Source organism: Emticicia sp. C21 (assembly GCF_003418935.1).
Taxonomy (GTDB): Bacteria; Bacteroidota; Bacteroidia; order Cytophagales; family Spirosomataceae; genus Emticicia.
This window is the reverse complement of record NZ_QVMT01000003.1, coordinates 337,204-356,015: the sequence shown is the minus strand read 5'-3', so window position 1 is coordinate 356,015 and position 18,812 is coordinate 337,204. Positions and strand designations below refer to the sequence as shown.

At 37.8% G+C, this 18,812-nt stretch carries 16 protein-coding genes and 1 tRNA gene; 10 read left to right on the top strand and 7 right to left on the bottom strand.

Features of this window, described 5'->3' with window-relative positions; translation table 11 throughout:
* Positions 1 to 140: 140 nt before the first annotated feature.
* From D0T08_RS09160 to D0T08_RS09150, 4 genes are all read left to right on the top strand, one after another.
* Positions 141 to 1,838, top strand: coding sequence for a serine hydrolase (locus D0T08_RS09160; RefSeq protein WP_116982320.1), 1,698 nt, complete (start codon positions 141 to 143; stop codon positions 1,836 to 1,838).
* A gap of 193 nt (positions 1,839 to 2,031) precedes the next feature.
* Positions 2,032 to 2,208: a hypothetical protein gene (locus D0T08_RS27560; protein ID WP_158561228.1), complete on the top strand. Its 177-nt coding sequence runs from the start codon at positions 2,032 to 2,034 to the stop codon at positions 2,206 to 2,208.
* On the top strand, positions 2,205 to 2,714 hold the full coding sequence (locus D0T08_RS09155; protein WP_116982319.1) for an RNA polymerase sigma factor: 510 nt from the start codon (positions 2,205 to 2,207) through the stop codon (positions 2,712 to 2,714). Before D0T08_RS27560 ends, D0T08_RS09155 begins: the two co-directional genes overlap by 4 nt.
* A 4-nt stretch (positions 2,715 to 2,718) precedes the next feature.
* On the top strand, positions 2,719 to 3,363 hold the full coding sequence (locus D0T08_RS09150) for a hypothetical protein (protein WP_116982318.1): 645 nt from the start codon (positions 2,719 to 2,721) through the stop codon (positions 3,361 to 3,363).
* A 121-nt stretch (positions 3,364 to 3,484) separates the two neighbouring features.
* Here D0T08_RS09150 and D0T08_RS09145 read toward each other — a convergent pair whose 3' ends face one another.
* Entirely contained in the window at positions 3,485 to 7,081 is a 3,597-nt protein-coding gene (locus D0T08_RS09145) for a M12 family metallo-peptidase (protein ID WP_158561227.1), read from the bottom strand.
* A 416-nt stretch (positions 7,082 to 7,497) separates the two neighbouring features.
* Here D0T08_RS09145 and D0T08_RS09140 point away from each other — a divergent pair, with 416 nt between their 5' ends.
* Positions 7,498 to 7,884 carry a carboxypeptidase-like regulatory domain-containing protein gene (locus D0T08_RS09140; RefSeq protein ID WP_116982316.1) on the top strand — a complete coding sequence of 129 codons (387 nt, stop codon included), beginning with the start codon at positions 7,498 to 7,500 and terminating at the stop codon, positions 7,882 to 7,884.
* Between the two features lie 307 nt (positions 7,885 to 8,191).
* On the opposite strand, the gene D0T08_RS09135 is transcribed toward D0T08_RS09140, so the two are convergent.
* Entirely contained in the window at positions 8,192 to 8,497 is a 306-nt protein-coding gene (locus D0T08_RS09135) for a hypothetical protein (protein WP_116982315.1), read from the bottom strand.
* Between the two features lie 767 nt (positions 8,498 to 9,264).
* On the opposite strand from D0T08_RS09135, the gene D0T08_RS09125 reads away from it, so the two are divergent.
* Positions 9,265 to 9,660, top strand: a complete 396-nt coding sequence (locus D0T08_RS09125) for a hypothetical protein (protein WP_116982313.1) — start codon at positions 9,265 to 9,267, stop codon at positions 9,658 to 9,660.
* 338 nt (positions 9,661 to 9,998) lie between these two features.
* On the opposite strand, the gene D0T08_RS28215 is transcribed toward D0T08_RS09125, so the two are convergent.
* The 5 genes from D0T08_RS28215 to D0T08_RS09100 form a co-directional block, all read right to left on the bottom strand.
* Entirely contained in the window at positions 9,999 to 10,283 is a 285-nt protein-coding gene (locus D0T08_RS28215) for a tyrosine-type recombinase/integrase (RefSeq protein WP_116982312.1), read from the bottom strand.
* A gap of 27 nt (positions 10,284 to 10,310) precedes the next feature.
* Positions 10,311 to 10,901 (bottom strand): phage integrase SAM-like domain-containing protein, encoded by a 591-nt coding sequence (locus D0T08_RS09115; protein ID WP_158561226.1) that lies wholly within the window; start codon positions 10,899 to 10,901, stop codon positions 10,311 to 10,313.
* Between the two features lie 70 nt (positions 10,902 to 10,971).
* Positions 10,972 to 11,045 (bottom strand) — tRNA-Ala (locus D0T08_RS09110).
* Positions 11,046 to 11,111: 66 nt separating this feature from the next.
* On the bottom strand, positions 11,112 to 14,237 hold the full coding sequence (locus D0T08_RS09105) for a PD40 domain-containing protein (RefSeq protein ID WP_116982310.1): 3,126 nt from the start codon (positions 14,235 to 14,237) through the stop codon (positions 11,112 to 11,114).
* A gap of 92 nt (positions 14,238 to 14,329) precedes the next feature.
* The gene (locus D0T08_RS09100) at positions 14,330 to 14,923 is read right to left on the bottom strand and encodes a C40 family peptidase (protein WP_229238929.1); all 594 of its coding nucleotides are present in this window, start codon (positions 14,921 to 14,923) and stop codon (positions 14,330 to 14,332) included.
* A 338-nt stretch (positions 14,924 to 15,261) separates the two neighbouring features.
* Between D0T08_RS09100 and msrB the strand changes: the two genes are divergently transcribed.
* The 4 genes from msrB to D0T08_RS09080 all read left to right on the top strand — a co-directional run bounded on the left by msrB (position 15,262) and on the right by D0T08_RS09080 (position 18,809).
* Entirely contained in the window at positions 15,262 to 15,765 is a 504-nt protein-coding gene (msrB, locus tag D0T08_RS09095; RefSeq protein ID WP_116982309.1) for a peptide-methionine (R)-S-oxide reductase MsrB, read from the top strand.
* Positions 15,766 to 16,044: 279 nt separating this feature from the next.
* Entirely contained in the window at positions 16,045 to 17,703 is a 1,659-nt protein-coding gene (gene recN, locus D0T08_RS09090) for a DNA repair protein RecN (RefSeq protein ID WP_116982308.1), read from the top strand.
* Positions 17,704 to 17,752: 49 nt separating this feature from the next.
* A complete protein-coding gene (locus D0T08_RS09085; RefSeq protein ID WP_116982307.1) occupies positions 17,753 to 18,145 on the top strand; it encodes a hypothetical protein in 393 nt (130 codons plus the stop codon).
* Positions 18,146 to 18,203: 58 nt separating this feature from the next.
* On the top strand, positions 18,204 to 18,809 hold the full coding sequence (locus D0T08_RS09080; RefSeq protein WP_116982306.1) for an SCO family protein: 606 nt from the start codon (positions 18,204 to 18,206) through the stop codon (positions 18,807 to 18,809).
* Positions 18,810 to 18,812 lie beyond the last annotated feature (3 nt).

The window sequence follows — 18,812 nt, the reverse complement described above, 5'->3', positions numbered from 1 at the left end:
CGCCTTAGAAAATCAAGAATATAATCTCTGCTTAAAAATTATTAAACCAATAGCCTGATTTAAAAACGATTTAAAAAATCGTTCTACATTCTTTAATTTTCTTTATATTCGTTATAAAATCTACAAACTCATTAAATGCCATGAAACACATCTTTGCTATTGTTGTGCTATATCTTACCCTTGTCTCGTGTCAGAAAGAAGAACCCAAATCATCTGCCAAAGACATGTTGACTTTCTCTTTCAAACAAGCGGCTAACCCTGTTAATATGGATGTTGAGGGGGTAATTACGGGCAATGAAATAAAAGTTTCCCTGCCAGGCAGTACCACTCTAAAAGGGCTAAAAGCTACTTTTACAACTTCGCCATTAGCCACTGTAACTGTCAATGGCTTAAATCAGGTAAGTAATGCCTCTGCCAACGACTTTACTAATCCGGTTGTTTATAAAGTAACCGCCGAAGATGGAAGTACAAAAGACTATACCGTCACTATCAACAAAATTCCTTCGTCAGAAAAACAGTTAACAGGTTTTTATCTCAATTTTAAAACCTTTTCGGGAGCACCTACCATTTCACAGGCAAAAGTATCCGGGATGAATAGCTTTACTGTTTTTATGCCGCCTCATATTAATCCTAAAATGGTAAAAGTGATTTTTACTACTTCCTTAAAAGCAGGTGTAAGCCAGAACAATAAAACAGTAGTTAGCGGTGATACTCTCGATTTAAGTGCCCCGATCACGCTCACAGTAATAGCAGAAGACAAAAGCACGCAAAATTATACCATTACGCCCAAATCTATTAATCAGGAAATAGATAACCTCATTAATGCTTTTATGAACAAGTATAATGTTACGGGGCTGACATTTGCCATTACAAATCAGGAAAAACTGGCCTACGCCAAAGGCTATGGCATTGCCAATAAGGCCAACAATGCCCCTGTTACCACCAACTCACTTTTCAGAATAGCCAGTGTTTCAAAACCTATTACTGCCATAGCTATCCTGAAATTAACAGAGGCTGGCAAGTTATCTCTTGATGATAAGGTTTTTGGAGATAATGGCATTCTGGGCAATAAATATGGAGGTAAACCTTATAGAAATGGTTATGAAAATATTACAGTAAAACATATTCTGGAACATACTGCCGGACTAGCCACTAACGATGGCAACGACCCTATGTTCTCGGCTTTTAACCTGACACAAGACCAGATTATTGAGAACGTAGTCAAGAACCGGAATCTATATGCTACACCGGGCACCAAATATGCCTATTCAAATTTTGGCTACTCTGTGTTAGGTAGAATCATTGAAAAAGTATCGGGCATGACTTATGAACAATATCTACAAAAAGAAATTCTGATACCTACAGGAACAGAGAAAATTCAGGTAACTGGTAATACCATCAACGCAAGAAAGGATGATGAAGTAGTGTATTATAACCAAACTACCAGTCCTTATGCCTATAATGTAGCTCGTATGGATGCCCATGGTGGCCTTATAGCTTCAAGCATTGATTTATTAAAGCTATTAAGCCATGTAGATGGCTTTGATTCTAAGCGGGATATACTAAAGCCCGAAACTATTGCTGCCATGACCAAATATAATGCTGCAAATCGCTATTCGCTCGGTTGGTCAGTAAATGAATTAAATTATTGGTGGCATACAGGCTTGCTTGTTGGAACATCTTCAGAGTTAGTGAGGTCACCCAGTGGTTTCTCCTGGGCAATTATTACCAATTATGGTGTATTGGGCACCAACGATAATTACTTCACTGATTTAGATAATTTAGGTTGGAATATCATCTCTGCCATCAAAGAATGGCCGGAATATGATTTATTTTGATGAATATTGTTTATAAAATGAAAGCTACTTCATTAAAGGGTAGCTTTTTTATTTTCCTTAACTGATTTTGTTTTTATTTAATCAAAGGAGCTTTCGATAGTGTGGACGCCACAATATTCGAAAAAATTATTCCTCTCCCCTGTGATTTTCTTACCCCTCCCACGAATAATTGCATAAACAATGATTCATCGAAATGACTTATAAAAAATTACGATTAATAGCCTTTGCATTGCTGATTATTACTATCCTGTCAATCAGATGCCATGTAACTATCACCAAAAATTATTATTATAGCACACCGCAACAGCAACTGATGCGCACAGAAACAATTATTCAGGTGCAGGATAAGCAAACAGGAAATGAATTATGACAACTGACCCGAAATCGGAGAAATTCCTGCATGTGATACAGGCACATAAAGGCATTATCTATAAGGTTGCCAATGCCTACTGCAAAGATGCAGAAGACAGAAACGACCTGGTGCAGGAAATCATGATTCAGCTTTGGAAATCGTTCAATAATTATAATGAACAATTCAGATACTCGACCTGGATTTATCAGATTGCGCTCAATGTAGCTATTTCGTTCTATCGTAAAGAAAGTCGCAGGCAACAGATTGCCAATCCCATCAACGAAAGCATTCTGAATTATACTGACGCACCGGCACATGACGCAACAGAAGAAAACATCAGTATTCTGCACCAGTTTATTGCAGAGCTAAAAGAACTGGATAAAGCCCTCATGCTGCTTTATCTGGAAGAAAAAAGCTATAAAGAAATAGCCGACATAATCGGAATTACGGAAACCAATGTAGCCACCAAACTGGGGCGCATTAAAGCATCAATCAAACAACGATTCTTAAAGATAAATCATTAAAACAATGGAAGATAAAGAACTCATTAATCTCTGGAAAGCCTATGATAAGAAGCTCGAAGAGAACTTATCGCTCAATAAAAAGAACGCCGAAGATATTACCAAGCTAAAGGTACAGTCGTTTCTCTCTTCTATGAAACCGCTTAAAGTTTTCACAATCCTTGTGGGTATTGTGTGGGTAGCTTTTATAGATGGGGTAATTTTTGTAGCCTATCAGGCCGGAGGTATTTTCCTTTTAATTTCAGCACTTATTCAGGTGATATTAACCAAGGTAGCTATTGGTATCTATGTGTATCAACTAATTCTGATTAATAATGTAGACATTAATGATTCTGTGTTGGCAACGCAGGGAAAAATCGCAAGATTGAAATCTACTACCATCTGGATAGCACGACTGCTCTTTCTCCAGATTCCTGTCTGGAATACTTTTTACTGGACTGAAGGCCTGTGGGCGAATGCCAATATCTGGGTCTATCTGATACAAATTCCATTGACAGCCGCTTTTACTTATCTGGCCATCTGGCTATTTATCAATATCAGCTATGAAAACAGAAACAAGAAATGGTTTCAGTGGATTTTCAACGGCAAAGAATGGACACCCGTGATAAAATCAATGGAAATGCTACAACAGATTGAGACCTATAAAAACTAATGCAGAAACCAATTAAGAGCAAATTTAAAAGTATAGTTCGACGATTGATATAACTTATGCAAATAAAGGGCTGAAAATCTTGATACAATTAAACTTTCAACCCTTTATTCGCTTTTATTTATTACTCTTTTACAACTCTTTTCAAGGCTCTGCCTTTGTTGGTTTGAATATCTATAAAAAATACGCCTGAAGGCAATGTTGAAGTGTCGTATTCGCTATCGGCCTTATTGCTTTCATAAACCCTTTTACCGGACACATTATAAATAGTCAATTTTTGTAATGAAATTCCCGAAGGTAAAGTAACAGACATTCTTGATGAAAAAGGGTTAGGGAAAATCTTAATTTCTTTTGTCCATGCCTCCTCATTAGCTAATACCAATAATTTAAACACCTCTGAAACAGAAGAAGGACATGTAGCATCAGGGTTTATAGCTTCTACTGTAAACGAGCCATTTTTATCAGATAAATAAGAATTCCCGGTTGCACCCACAATTTTTTGTCCATTTAGGTACCATTGGTTATTGGTTGAACCATTGGTTTTTAATAGAAATGGATTAGAACTATCGGCCGTAATACCAGGAATAGCTGGTTTTACACAAAAATCAAAGACTACTTCTTTTGCAGCAAAATAAGCTTCATTTCCTGTCTGAACAGCTTTTACAGTTATCTTACCTGCTCCTGTTAAATTGATAGTGTTATTATTAATGGTTGCTGGCCCCGAAACAACAGAAAACATAACAGGCAAACCCGAGCTACTAATGGCAGTTAAAAGGAATGGAGCATCGCCAACTGTTTTGGTCATAACCGCATTAACAGTGATTGACTGAGTTTGTTTATCATTTACTTCAAAAGAAAAATCTACATATTTAGCAGGTTCAAAGTCTTCGTTTCCATCTTGCGAAGCCCTCACCACAACTTTTCCGACTGTACCATTGAGTGATACCTGGTTTCCTGCAATACTAGCAGGGCCAGACAAAATTGTAAATTTTACAGGTAGCCCAGAGGAAGCAGTGGTGTTTAAAAGAAAAGGGACATCTGTAACGAATTTAGCTGGAACAGTTTCTGTACTGATTGTCTGAGATCTGACAGTTCCCTTAGGGTCATACACGAAAATACCATTGTGTTGCGGTACTATCCAAAGGCGATTAGAACGGTCGAATTGCATGCCCATTAACTGGGTTCTGTTCGCTTCTAATGCCAATGTATTTTTTGTAACGGGAGTCCAGTCGTTATATTCATATCTGAATAGCCTGGTACCATTATTACTGTTATTTACCAGATACGGAGTATTATCTTTATCAAACGCCAGATAAGCATTATCGGTTGGATAACCGATTGATGCAGAGCTAAAACTACCATCAGGATGAAGTATCCCCATATTCATATTACCGATAACCCAAAGGTTACCTGCTTTATCCGGATAAACACCTTCTATGTATTCATAGGTGATTTTGTTAAAGTTATAGTAGGTCCATGTATTATTAATGCGTCTGGCAAGTTGGGTCTGATTACACACCCAGAGATTATCGTCTGAATCAACCCCAAAGTAAGAGCTACCGCCGGTACTAAACGGTGAATTGAATTGCTCCCAGCTAGTGCCATCAAACTTAAAAAAGTCAACTCCCCAGGCAGTTCCCCAGTTATAATCTTTCGAAACAGACACATACACATTATCCTTTTTATCTACCACCAGTTTATTGATATAATTAGTAAAAATAGACTTGTCGGCATTAAAGACGAGAGACCCTTTCTCATTCAGTTTTATAATTTTCTGAGCGCTCGTAGCCCAAACATTCCCCTTATTATCATGCACAAGCCCACTGATTTCATAATTGATAGCACCTTTTGTATTCAGAGAGTTATATAAATCTTTCCAGTTTACACCATCAGTTGTTTTTATACCACCTTCCGCAATCAGGATATTATTCGTATTGGGTTGCATGTAAAAAGCCGAAACAGGTCTGCCGGCATTTAAAATACTATTCTCAGAATTAAAGAATTTCCACTTTTTTGATTCCTCCTCATCACCTACTGTTTTAAAGGAACTGCTCGCCCAGATTTTACTTTTATCTTCAGAAGATTTTAACCGATAATAATATTGAGTATTGGGTTTTAAATCCATCATTCCCAGCCCTTGTCTTCCTACAATTCCGATGGTATTTAACTGATTAAGGGCTATTATCTTGGAGATTGAATTAGTAGAAAAGTCGCTTGCTGTCGAAACTTCCAGTTCAACACGCTTATTAAAAGGAAGGTCTCTTGCTTGCCAGGTAAATACAGCATTAGTAGGAACATCGTTTTTATAAGGTAACGGATACATTGTGAGCATATCCATGCCTCTTTTAAGATGATAAAACCCTGACCATTTGCTGGTGCCTGTACTGTTTTTTGCTCTAACTCTCCAGATATACATCGTATTGGTTGACAGATTATATTTCTCAGCATCTTTATAAAGATCAATTGTTAAAAATGGATCTTTTACAGTAATAAGAGTACTTTCATCGGCAGCAAAACTATACCATTCATTCATTATCTGAATATCATATTCAGTTGCGGTTGGAGAAGGATAAAAAGAAAAATTCGCTACGTTAATATCTTCTGAATGGTTCATCGGAAAGCGTTGAACCGGAGTATCGGGCACACCCAGAATTTTCCTGGTCTTAAGTTCTCCATTTGCCGACCATTGGCTTGCGCCCTTATCATTAATAGCCTTTACCCGCCAGAAATACGTTTTTTCTTCTTTTAAATTAAACGCCTGAAACTGATTATATGTTAGGGTAGAGTCTATAAAGACCGCATCAAAAGCAGGCGTTTCTGAAAGCTGAATCTGATATTTCTGCATACCGTCACTATAATTCCAGTTTAAAACGGGGGTAAGCGAAGTTTCTGTCAGATGAAGATTTCCGGTAGGAATTACAGGTATAGTAGGAACAGCATTAATTGGTACCAGCCACTCATCAATGTAGTTACGCATTAAATCAATACATAAAGCATGAAAAGTGAACACACGCCATCCACAATAGCTCATTACTGTTCCTACTCTGGCTTCAGTTATATCTCCTACTGTGCAGTTGCCATCTTCTACTGTAGCGCATAAATCAATGGGGCCATCTGACCAGAAGCAACTTTGGGTGTGAGGTGACCCGAAATTGTGACCGATTTCATGAGCAATGGTGTTAATGACCTGACTAGTTTGCGTAGCATAACCTGATGATGCAGCGTTTCCTCCAAGATAACCCATCCCAGATGCACCTGCCTCAACAGAACTAAGAGTAAGTAAGTGTGTCAGATGCCTTTTAACCTTGCTCTGATCAATTTTGTCCCAATACTCATCAAAATTATAAAGATTGGTGTATTGTCGGTTTTCCCAGAATTCGATATGAGAAACCGTCAGCTTAACACGTAATTCTTTCTCATAAAGCTTAGATACCTGACTGAATAGATCATATACCCGATTTTTAATCAATTCCTTATCGCCTTTGTAAAAATCAAACAAACGCTTATCAATAGTTACTGCTACCAGACATTCGAGCAATGGCCATTCATTGGTGCGCAAGCCGGAATATTTTCTCAGATTGGGGTTCTGCATCATCCGACGGATTTTCTCTGTCATCTGGGCATCATCATTTACCCCACATTTGAAATCGGGGATTTGTTGAGCATTTACAGCAGTTATCACAGACAGGAAACAAAAAACAAATAAGTAAACTTTTTTCATAGACAGCATTTTAGAATATGTTTAGATTTAAAAAAGGTATTGGTTAGTTCAATTATAAGCAGTTAAACTCGCAATTTTATATGAGCTGATCACTGAGCGGTACTCATAAAGTACCGAAATAATAGCAACGGCAAGTTATTGAAGAAAATCTGAATGAACATAGAAAACACAAACATAATTTATAAGAATAATCTGTGGGATTAGAGTTAATAACTCCGTAGAAGCAAAAAACGACCACACCCCACGGCATAAAAAATATTTCCTGCAGATCTGCAATAGTCAGAATGAATATCTTTGTTGAAATCAATTGTAGTGTTGAAACAAATTGAGGAGCATAATGGGGAGAGTAAACTTGTAGCGGTGTGACATAGAATAATTGACCTAATTCTATTACTTTAGTTAAATTATCCTGATTTATGAAATTACTCGTTATTCTATATATTCTCTTACTGGTAGGCTGTAACAGAAAAAGTTTAGTCAATTCCGGTTGTATTAGAAACTGCTATCAGATACTAAAAGATTCTGCTAATTCTAAACTCAGAGAGAGTGGTGAAATCAAAGGAAGATTATTCGATTTTGCAGATAATTCTCCTGTTACAAATGCCCGGATTATCATTAAAGGAACAAACTTTGAGCAAGAACTGAAACCTAATAAATATGGCAAGTTTTCAATTGAACTTAACGAGGGAAGTTATATCATAAATATCAGTAGAATAGGTATTCATGAACTCACAACCCAACAGATTAAGGTCAGAAAAGGGCATTTGATGAAAATCGATTTTATGATTACGTATGAAATATAATTAATTGTTACCCAATGGGGTGTGTAATCCAAAAATCAAAAAGCGTGTATGGCTATTCTTGAATAGCCATACACGCTTATACCATTACTGATACAAGAGAACACAAATCCAAATGGTTCAATTAAAGCAATACCAGACTGATAACAGCACAACGATTATTAGTGTCAAGAAGAACACTTTCCGGTTTTTCAACAGTTTTATTAAAGCCAGAACGACATCATTACCCTTAATTTTGTGATAAATAGACGCGCTTTCGCCCGAAGATTCTATTTTACTAATTGATGAGAGTAATTTTGTCGTCATGCTATTAATTGTTTGAAGTTGTGGCTGCTTCTTGCGAGGCTAAAGCATTCAATTTCTGTTGTTTTAGCGCTTCTCTCTTTAATCTGCGTTGTTCCTTTCTTTTAGGCCAACGGGCAGCTTCATAGGCAGCTAGTTTTGCTTTGTTCTCTTGACGATACTCTTTGGATTTTTCTCTTAATTCTTCCCGATGATTAAGTGCATAATCTCTGGATCTTTGATTCAGGAGGTCACGATGTTTCTCACGGTATTTTTTGTGATATTCCCTTTGATACTCGCGACTTTTTTTGGCCTTTTCTTCTTCTGTACTCATGGTATTAAAAAAGTTGGTTGATAAAAAAAATGTACATGTTTTGTTCTTTTTTAGACAAAAACACAATCGAAGAGACATCGAAAGGAACAGCGCAAGATGTTTTTGGGTGAACAACTTTTCTGCTCTAGTGGCAGGAAAAGTTTGCCTTTTGGAAAAGATGAAGCTAGAGCCCAGAAGGTTCCGAAACATTAATCATAGGTCTTTATCATACTTTCCGTTTGCAAATAAGCGCAAATGCTGACAAATAGCAAGAAAACAAACGATTTATTTTATTGGTCAATTGCTATTTGGAAACATTCTATTTCCACAACCAACCTGATTTCAGAAGCATTACCTATGTTCTCAAATTAGGGCACACAACTGTTTTCTATCTTTCTTCTACCAAAGTACCCAAATACATTTCTGTGGTTTACTACTAATGTAGCCTCTCAATAAGTCTATCTTACACGTTTATGATTTTGTTAAGTAGAATGATGATACGCCTGATGCTCAGGGCAAATGTTTCATCATCCCAAAGGAATAAAACGTACCAGGCTTTATTTTTATTTCGCGGAGAAATTAAGATTTGATTAGAAATGAGTCTTTTCCAATGAGATTAAATCATGAAACTTTTCATGTTATTTTTCAAAATAAGAATATGCTCAGTATATTCAGTATAAAAACCTATTACATCCTTAAAATGAATTTCAGTTTAACTCTACAGCCCGATGAGGCTTATTATATTGTTATTAAAAAGTGTAAATTTATACCAAATCCATTTCATTAATATGAGCGAAATATTCAAATCAGATAGATACTTTACATTTTTTGATATTGTGGTTAGCCATGGACAACTATTATTGAGATCACAAAAGACTGATGAGCTAACAAATAACATTGACATCATATTTTTAAATGCTACCTACATTCAATCATTCAGTAGGTTATGGGGGATAAAAATAAGTAGAGTGGAGGGCTCTATAGATGTTATAAATTATGACACTGTTAAAAAGTATTTAGGATATGAAAATCACTATTTGTTTGAAATTGAAAGCAATAATGAAAAATACTATATAGCTGCATCTAGTTTAAGAGTATTTGAGAATCAATTAGAGTTTTCAGAAAGTAGTTTAAATTATTCTGTAGATAAAGGAATTGAAATAGCAACAAGTAAACATAAGTAACGAAGGGATTGAATAGATTGCGCAGAGCGGTGACTTTTACCCTGGTTTGTCGGATTTAACATTAATATCTCAAATCTTTTTAAGCATTTGAGATATTAATGTTTTTTTCTTTAATCTACCAACTTGCATCATACGCTTTTTCGTCTAAGAACAAACCTAACTTTCGGAGATAAATCTCTGTTGTTTCTAAAGACTTGTGCTATTCATCTTTTGAATAATCTTAATATCTAAGCCCGAAAGGTAGGCGAATATATTACCTGTATGCTTCCATGAATAAAGAACCGTCTTTTTCTCCACGTACAATCCTAATTCTTTTAATGCGTCTCTGTGTTGATTAGTTAGTGTATTCCCACCTTGCATGGTTTTAGCAGGTTTAAAACCTTGTCCAAATATGTAGTAATCGCTTGGGTTTCTAAAACCTTATTTTCAATTATAAGGCTGAGTAGCGGCTTTAAAATAGGCACAGTTTCAGTCCTTTTATTTTTTGAAACATCGCTTTTAACCTTTATAGTTCTTGTTGTCAAATCAATATCTTTTACCTGTAAATTCAATAACTCCTTGGGTCTGATGAAGGAATAGAATATAAACCGAGTAAATAAATAAAGTGGCTGATTATTAACCATTAAAAAATCTTCAATCTTCTTTTTTTCCTAGTCTGAATACGGACAGTTCAATTCGCTGTCCTCATATTTTATTTTATCATCACTTCCAAAAAAAGGATTATATGGCATGAAGTTATTTTCAATTAAATAGCCAAATACTGACTTTAAAAAACCTACTATATTTTTCTTGTGCCTATCAGACACCTTTAGATACTTTATAAAGTCCTGTACAATAATACTTGTAATGTCGGTAAAATGAATTGATGTTTTGAGTAGGAAATTATCAAGATGCTTGCAAGCAGTGTAGTACCTCTGTTTAGACTTTTTCCTCAACACCTTTTCAGCGACAAGTTTTGTAAGAATATTTTCTGTGATTTCGAGAAAATTTGTAGGAGTTAGTTTTTTCTCTTTTTTAGGCGTAGAATGTAAAATGCCCCTCTTTAACTTTTTGTCAATTTCGTTGGATAAGTCTTTGGCTAACTGATACCGATAATCAGCATTTGGGGGATTGGTTGGCAGCCATATTCGCTTCGTTTCTAACCTTTTTTGTAATGGGTTATATATTCCGTAATCAATGAACCACCTTTTCTTCACATCGCCTCCGCAATCATTAAGTTTGCAAAGTTTGACTTTCTTCAAATTAGTTGTATCAATTTTCTCTAAATGAACAGACGCAAGCCCCTGATATTCAGAGACTTGCGTCTAATTGTGGAGAAGATGGGGCTCGAACCCACGACCTCTTGACTGCCAGTCAAGCGCTCTAGCCATCTGAGCTACATCCCCAGGTAAAAAAGAACCGCTATTTTTTAGCGTACGCAAAAATGCGAATTTTTCTTAAAACTACAAATATTACCAGCCCGGTATCATAAAATTAATTCCTGTAACCGCCCTTTGCATTTTTCCATTATAAATCGGAAAAGCCAGATAAGGCTCTAATATCAGATAGCCCAGGGCATTTATACGCAAACTCAAACCTGTACTTACGATGGGTTTCACTTTCAATGTCTGTTTTTCTCCATCATTAAAAATATACTCTTTTTCCTGCCCCGGGGTCTTGTTGTCATCCCATGCCATGCCCATATCAAAGAAGAAATTCAGGTCTGTAGGCACATAGGCAAAATCTATTAGTGCTAGTTTTTTCGGGCCAGTAAAAGGCAATCTTAGTTCAATATTAGTCAAGCCCATTTGTGAGCCTTTCAATTGTTCTTCACTCAAAGCCAGTGTTGATGTCTGATTTCCTAGCGCCTTACCCCAGAATCCATGCATATACCACGGATACCCCAGAAACATTGGATAGAGCCTATTATAATCGGCTATGTTTTTAGCATTTAACCGACCATAATAATAGAGCCTTGCTGCCAGTGTAAACGGCTTCATATACTTATATCGTCTATAATCAGCAGTAATGGCATTATGGCCAATATCACCAAAATATCTCGAAAACTCAAACCGATAACGATACCCATTCAATGGGGCTGTTGTACCAAAAGTAGTGTTATCGCCTACATAGGCCACGTACAATTGTTGAAGATTGAAAGGCTTGAATCCTTTCTCCAATAGCTCAGACTGCGGAATACGACGAGGTGTTTCGCTGCCCCGATAATAACTACCTACAGTTTCGTTGGCGCCATAATAATCGCTATAGATACGTCCGCTATAGCTATACCAGTTGGCGCTCCCTCCTACCTCAATGCGGTTGCTTCTGCTTAACGGATAAAAAGCAAAAAGTCCGACTTCATTAATAAACAAACGATACAAATTATAACTCGACTGAATCAAAGAATCAGTAGCTGGAATTCCGAGACTTGCTTTTACTTTGGGGTCAGTAATGTATTTATTGGTCATTTGATAATCAGAAAAACGGTAAGGAATGCGCGAAAAGCTGGCGCCCCATTGTAAAGGGTTCTTCTGATTCAGGTAAGCCACTTGTCCACCGAAATCCTGTAATTCACCATTCAATGCCAATACTCCTGATACTTGATTATTGTTGAGCATATCACTGGCTAAACCTACTATCCCACCGCCAAGCCCTGTTCCCCAACGGCTGGTAGAAACACCCACGCCTGAGCTCCCCAGATAATCTAACTTGAATTTAGGATTATATCTAAGCGTTTTCAGTTTATCGGTTTTTACTCTGCTTAAAATATTCGGTTTATTCAGATTATTCTGCACAATATTCCTCCCCTCTTTCCAGTCAATAGGTGCTAGCGTCGCAGCGGTTTTATCAACCTTATTATCAACGAGCTTGCTCAACAACTCTCCCTCTTTTACTGTATAGAGGTTGTATTTACCTCCCTGAAAATACGAATACACCAATTGCCCGGTTTTAGAAGCGATGCTCACCGCAGGAGAATACATGGTAATACCACTGATACCCGTAAAATAATTGGTCAGTTTTTCGATACTGCTTTCAGCCAGTGAATAACGATACAGGTTTCTGAATCCATCAGCATCAGATAAAAAATAGATGAAATTGCCGGTAGGGTCAATCAATGGATTCAGATTATCAGCGCCTTGAAAGAACGCAAAGGTTTCAACTTTCGAAGTACTGACATCTAATCTTGAAATAGAAAAATCAGCTTTTTCTAAACGGGCGAAGTTTTGTGCACGGTCGGATACGAAATAAATCCATTTCCCATCAGGTGACCACGTTGGTTGTAAATCAGAATGAGCATCATTCGTCAGATTTCTGACACTTTCCTCTCTAATATTAAAAGCATACAAATCACTTGTACCATTCATCAGTCCCGAAACTACAATGGTAGTGCCATCTGGAGACCAGGCTGGATTTGAAAATGAATCAACACCTTTTAACTCAAAAGTACGTTTGCTACCTGTGCCTACATCAATGATAGATAATTTATTACGCCCTTTACTCTGAATCACCATTGCCAGATTCCGGCTATCTGGCGACCATGCCCCGGCCGTTTCCAGAAAACTATAGGAATCTACATGGGAACCAAAAGAGCTGCTTTCAATCTTCCGGACTATTTTGCCTGTATGAGCATCTGCAATAAAAATATCTAAAGATATAACATTTCTAGAAGAGATATAAGCCACAAAATTACCATCCGGGCTAATAGTGGGCGATAAATTCATTTCACCTGCATTTTTAGCAGAAGCAATTTCTTTGCCCGTTGGAATCGAAGAAGTACCTTGACGCAAAGGTGTATAGGCATCAATCAGAGCTTTTTTCCATCGGGTAGAAAAACGCTCAATATCCATTTTCATGTTGCGCTTAAAAGCCGCCTCAATGCCATACTTAGCCGTTTCACGGAACAATGGTCGAATCATATCATCGCCATAGGTAGCGGCTATATATGCCCAAAAAGCCTGCCCCCACCTATACGGAAAGTATTTATACTCTTTGGTAACCAGATCTTTAATGGTGGGAATGTCATCGCTCAATACTGCATCACGCATCCACATGGCCGTGTGTGCATCTACCCTACCGAGTGACATATATTCAGCCAAACCCTCTACCATAAACAGCGGTAAGTTCTGGATATTGCTTAAGGTAGTAGAATCTCCGGCGGTCCTTAACTGGTATTGGAAAGCATGGACTAATTCATGCCCTAATACATGGTCTGTCTGGCGTTTCGAATACATCATGGGCATCACTACCCTGTTTCGTAGTCCTTCGGTTACACCACCAGTTCCTTCTCCAATTTGTCCGCTGATAGCCGTTGTTTCCTGAAAATCGGGATGGTTCTGATAGATAATGATGGGATTGGGCTTGATAAATGCCAGTTTGAAAACTTCCTGATGAATCTTGTACCAATGCTCGCTGTTAATTACGAGATCGCTAGGTACGGTATTATCTTTAAAATAGTGGTATAATTCAAAGTGTGGGCTTTGTAGAACTTTAAATCCAAATGATTTATAACGAGGTTTGTTTTGTCCGAAATATTGTGATTGCGAAAACGATAAGTTACTGATAATCAGACTTATAATTATCACCAAAGCTTTTCTCATACCCACGATGTAGTGTTATTTTCTCTTTATAACGAAATTTAAGAGAAAATAGCTTAAAAGCCTATCTAAAAATTATCATTCGGCCTGAAAATTTATTTAGCGAAGTCAGGGCGACAGGCACTGGCAAATCTGGCCTTCCAGTAGTTGGTCATCATATTATCTTCAATCACGCCCTTGCTCGTAGAGGCATGAATAAAAATCACTTCGTCTTCACCTCGTACTTCCGTAACAATCCCTGCATGATTGACTATTTTTCCGTTGACGGAAAAGAAAACGAGGTCGCCTGTACGGATATTCGGGATGTCAATAGCCGGAAAAAACTCTGATTGCTGCCACGAAACACGAGGTAATTGAATGCCAAATTCTTTGAAAGTATTGCATAACAGGCCCGAGCAATCAAGACCTCGCTCGTCATTGCCCCCGATGCGATACGGTACCCCCGTATACGAGCGCGCTATTTTAATCAGATTTCGGGTATTGGCTGATACATACACTTCGGGTTTTCTGACTGTGTGTTTCTCGGCAATACGTTTTTCAGATGTTTTTCGTTCGTAAGTAGATTTGGGCTTATTTTTAGCGGCCAGTTCTTCTGCTTTGCTTTTAGATCGCAAAACCTCGCAAGACGAAACGCTCGACCATATACTGATCAGGCATAGTAATTTGATTAGTTTTTTTGAGTTAAGCACGTTTGGAAAGCATTTTTTAATTCTAACGTTAAAATTATGCCAAAGTATAAAAATTCAAAACTTTTTATTTTAATTTTTCGTAATTATAAATGTGAATGTTTACCAAATAATTGAATTTTATAAAATAAATATTGCCATATCTGGTAGAGACGTAATGCATTACGTCTCCAAAGGACTATGCAAACAAATAGATTTATTTTGGTAGAAAATTTTGAAAGACAAGATATTTTTCTGCCAATTTACAAGCCAACGAAGACGTATTGCATCGCAACGGCGAACCGTTACGTCTCTACGAAAAACAAAAACATTTAATACAATCAATTCTATTCATAAAAACCATGAAAAAACAAACAGTTTGGAAGAGTATAGCAGTAATAATATGTGTATTAATAGCAGGTCAAACCTTTGCACAAAATAAAACTAAAGCAACTGCTAAACCCGATTGCAAGATTGCTACAGTGCAGAAATCGGAAGAGGAATGGAAAAAACAATTGAGCCCCGTACAATTTGCTGTAGCCCGCAAAGCAGGTACAGAAAGAGCCTTTACCGGCGAATACTGGGACAACCATGAGAAAGGCATTTATAAATGCGTATGTTGCGATTTAGACCTTTTCAGTTCAGATACCAAGTTTGAATCAGGCACAGGTTGGCCAAGTTTCTATAAGCCACTCAATGATTGTGCTGTAGAAAATAAAGTAGATGCCAGCCACGGCATGGTGCGTACCGAGGTAGTTTGTAATCGTTGCAAAGCCCATTTGGGGCACGTTTTTGACGATGGGCCAAAACCCACAGGCTTGCGCTACTGCATGAATTCAGTTTCTATGAAGTTTGTGAAGAAGTAGGAAAAACCGATGCTTAGTAATATCCGAGGGGTATCAAGGTTTTACAAAAAATTTATGTAAAACCTTGATACCTTCTTCTTTTTACTCCTAAATTTGCCCAATTAACCCGGTAAATTTTTTAAAACATTTTGGCGTTAAATTTGTATATATTATTCTGTTCTGAATCAATTATTCTGAATAAAACTGCGCCAATAAAAACCTTTTTTAATCGTTATTATTAGCTATTTTAAAAGCATTAGTAGTATTTAATAGCTTAATCACTCAAACAAAGCTTTTTTCATGCTTTCACATCTTCTGATTAAGAATTATGCCCTGATTGAGCATCTCGAACTTTCTCCTGATGCTCATCTGAATATTGTCACAGGCGAAACCGGTGCAGGAAAATCTATCATGCTCGGCGCCATAGGTTTACTGCTAGGGAATCGTGCTGACGTAAAAACACTCTACAACGAAGCCGAGAAATGTATCATTGAAGGTACTTTTTCTATGGATGGCTTCTACGTAAAAAATATATTCGACGAAGAAGAGCTCGATTTCGAAAACCCTTGCATTATCCGCCGCGAAATCGCGCCAAGCGGTAAATCCCGTGCGTTTATCAATGATACGCCAGTCACGCTTGAAACGCTTCGTAAAATTACTTCTCAGTTGATGGATATTCACTCACAGCACGACTCTATTCAGTTAGGCTCCAACGAATATCAATTGACTATTGTTGATACCTATGCGCAATCTCATGATAAACTGGTAGAGTATCAGGATAAATATCGTACCTATAAAAAACTCCAGGATGCCTACGAGCAATTGCAGGTTGAGTCAGACCAGAACAAGAAAGAATTTGAATACAATAGTTTCCAGTTAGATGAACTCGTAAAAGCCAAATTAGAGGCCAACGAACAGGAGCTACTGGAGCAGGAACTGAACATTCTGGAACATGCCGAAGAAGTAAAACAACGCCTGCGTACAGCGCATGCTTACCTGACAGATACTGAGCAATCGGTGCTGTCAGTACTGCAAAGTACAGTAGCCAATCTGAATCCTATATCCGGCTATTCGCCTGAATATCAGCAATACAAAGACCGTATCCAGTCTTGTCTGGTTGAATTAAAAGATGTTGCCCGTGATATTGAATCGGAAGAAGAGGGTATTGAATTAGATAGTAGCCAGATAGAGACCATTCAGGCCCGATTGGATTTGCTTTATAAACTCCAACAAAAACACGCGGTTAAATCGAACGGAGAATTATTAGAGATACAGGCCATTCTTGAAGAGAAAGTTAGTAAAGTACTGAACCTCAGCGAAAATCTGGCAGCAGCTAAAGAGCGTGTCGACAAAGCCTTTGAAACAGCCACTAAATCAGCAGAGGTCTTATCAAAGGCGCGTCAGAAAGTACTACCGGAGGTAGAAAGACGTGTAGTAGGCTTGCTGATAGAATTAGGCATGCCAAATGCCACGCTGAAAATCAATCATACTACCGGCAAACTGACCAACGAAGGTATAGACCAGATAAACTTCCTGTTCAGCGCCAATAAGGGTATCACTCCAAGACAATTGAAAGATGTAGCCTCGGGTGGTGAGTTTTCTCGTCTGATGTTGGCCATTAAATATGTTTTAGGCGATAAACGCTCATTACCTACCATTATCTTCGACGAAATCGACACGGGTATTTCTGGCGAAGTAGCTATTAAAGTCGGTAAAATGATGCGTGAAATGGCCCAGAGTTTACAGGTGATTGCTATCACCCACCTTCATCAGATAGCAGGGCGGGGCACAAGCCATTTCTTTGTGTATAAAGACAATAGTTCGACAAGAACAGTGAGTAGAATGCGCGAACTGAAAGCCGATGAGCGTATCATCGAAATAGCCAAAATGATAGGTGGCGAGAACCCGTCAGAAAGCGCGATTCATAGTGCTATAGAGATTTTGGGAGTTAATGTATAAGAGTATAAACCAACGGAGTATAAGATTTTAAACCAACACACCAATTACAATGAAGACGTTATTATATGTATTTACCATTATTTTTACTGTTTCATGCGCTAATAAGTTTGCAGACGAGGCCATCAAATTAAAAGAGCAAACTTTCAAACTACACGATGAAATCATGCCTGTGAGTATGGAATTAGAGGGATTTCGTGAGAAAGTAATGGCAAAAGCCGAAACGATGGACACCACAGCTAAACAACAGGCTCTGGAAATTTCGAAACAGCTTGATGAGGCCTATAACGATATGGAAGCATGGATGCCAAAATTAGGCGATGCCGCCGATATGAAAGACAGTCAGGAAAAAGTAGATGCCCTGATAGAACTGAAAACCGAGGGCGATAAAATCAAGCAAAAAACCCTTGATGCCAAGAAAAAAGCAGAGGACTTTTTGAAGTAAACTAAAGAAGATTTTTTATTTATACCCCTCTCAACGCAATGAGAGGGATTTTTACTATATGAAGCACCTACTTACTATATTAGGTCTGGCAATACTCATAAGTGCTTGCCAGCCTAAAAAACTGCCGATTTTAGGCGATCGTGAATTTGTGAACGGCGATTCGGTTTACCACACGATTCCTGATTTTACATTTGTAGATCAGGATAGCAACGAGGTCACAAACAAGACTTACGACAACAAAATCTATGTAACTGATTTCTTCTTTACCACCTGCCCTACCATTTGTCCGATAATGAAAACGCAGATGCTACGGATATACGATAAATTCAAAGACAATCCGCAGGTAGGTATTTTGTCGCATACTATCGACCCTCGTCATGATTCTGTGGCAGTATTGAAAGCCTATGCCAAACGTTTGGGCGTTTCTGGCAGTTTCTGGCATTTTGTAACAGGTGAAAGAGAGAAAATCTATGAACTCGGACAAAAGGATTATTATGTAACCGCAGGGGAAGATTCTACTGCTGCAGGAGGTATTATCCACAGCGGTGCGTTTATATTAGTGGACAAAAAACGTAGAGTAAGGGGCATGTATGATGGCACCAAAGAGGACGACGTAAGCCGTTTGATGAAAGATATGGATGCGTTGTTGAAAGAGACAGATTAATAA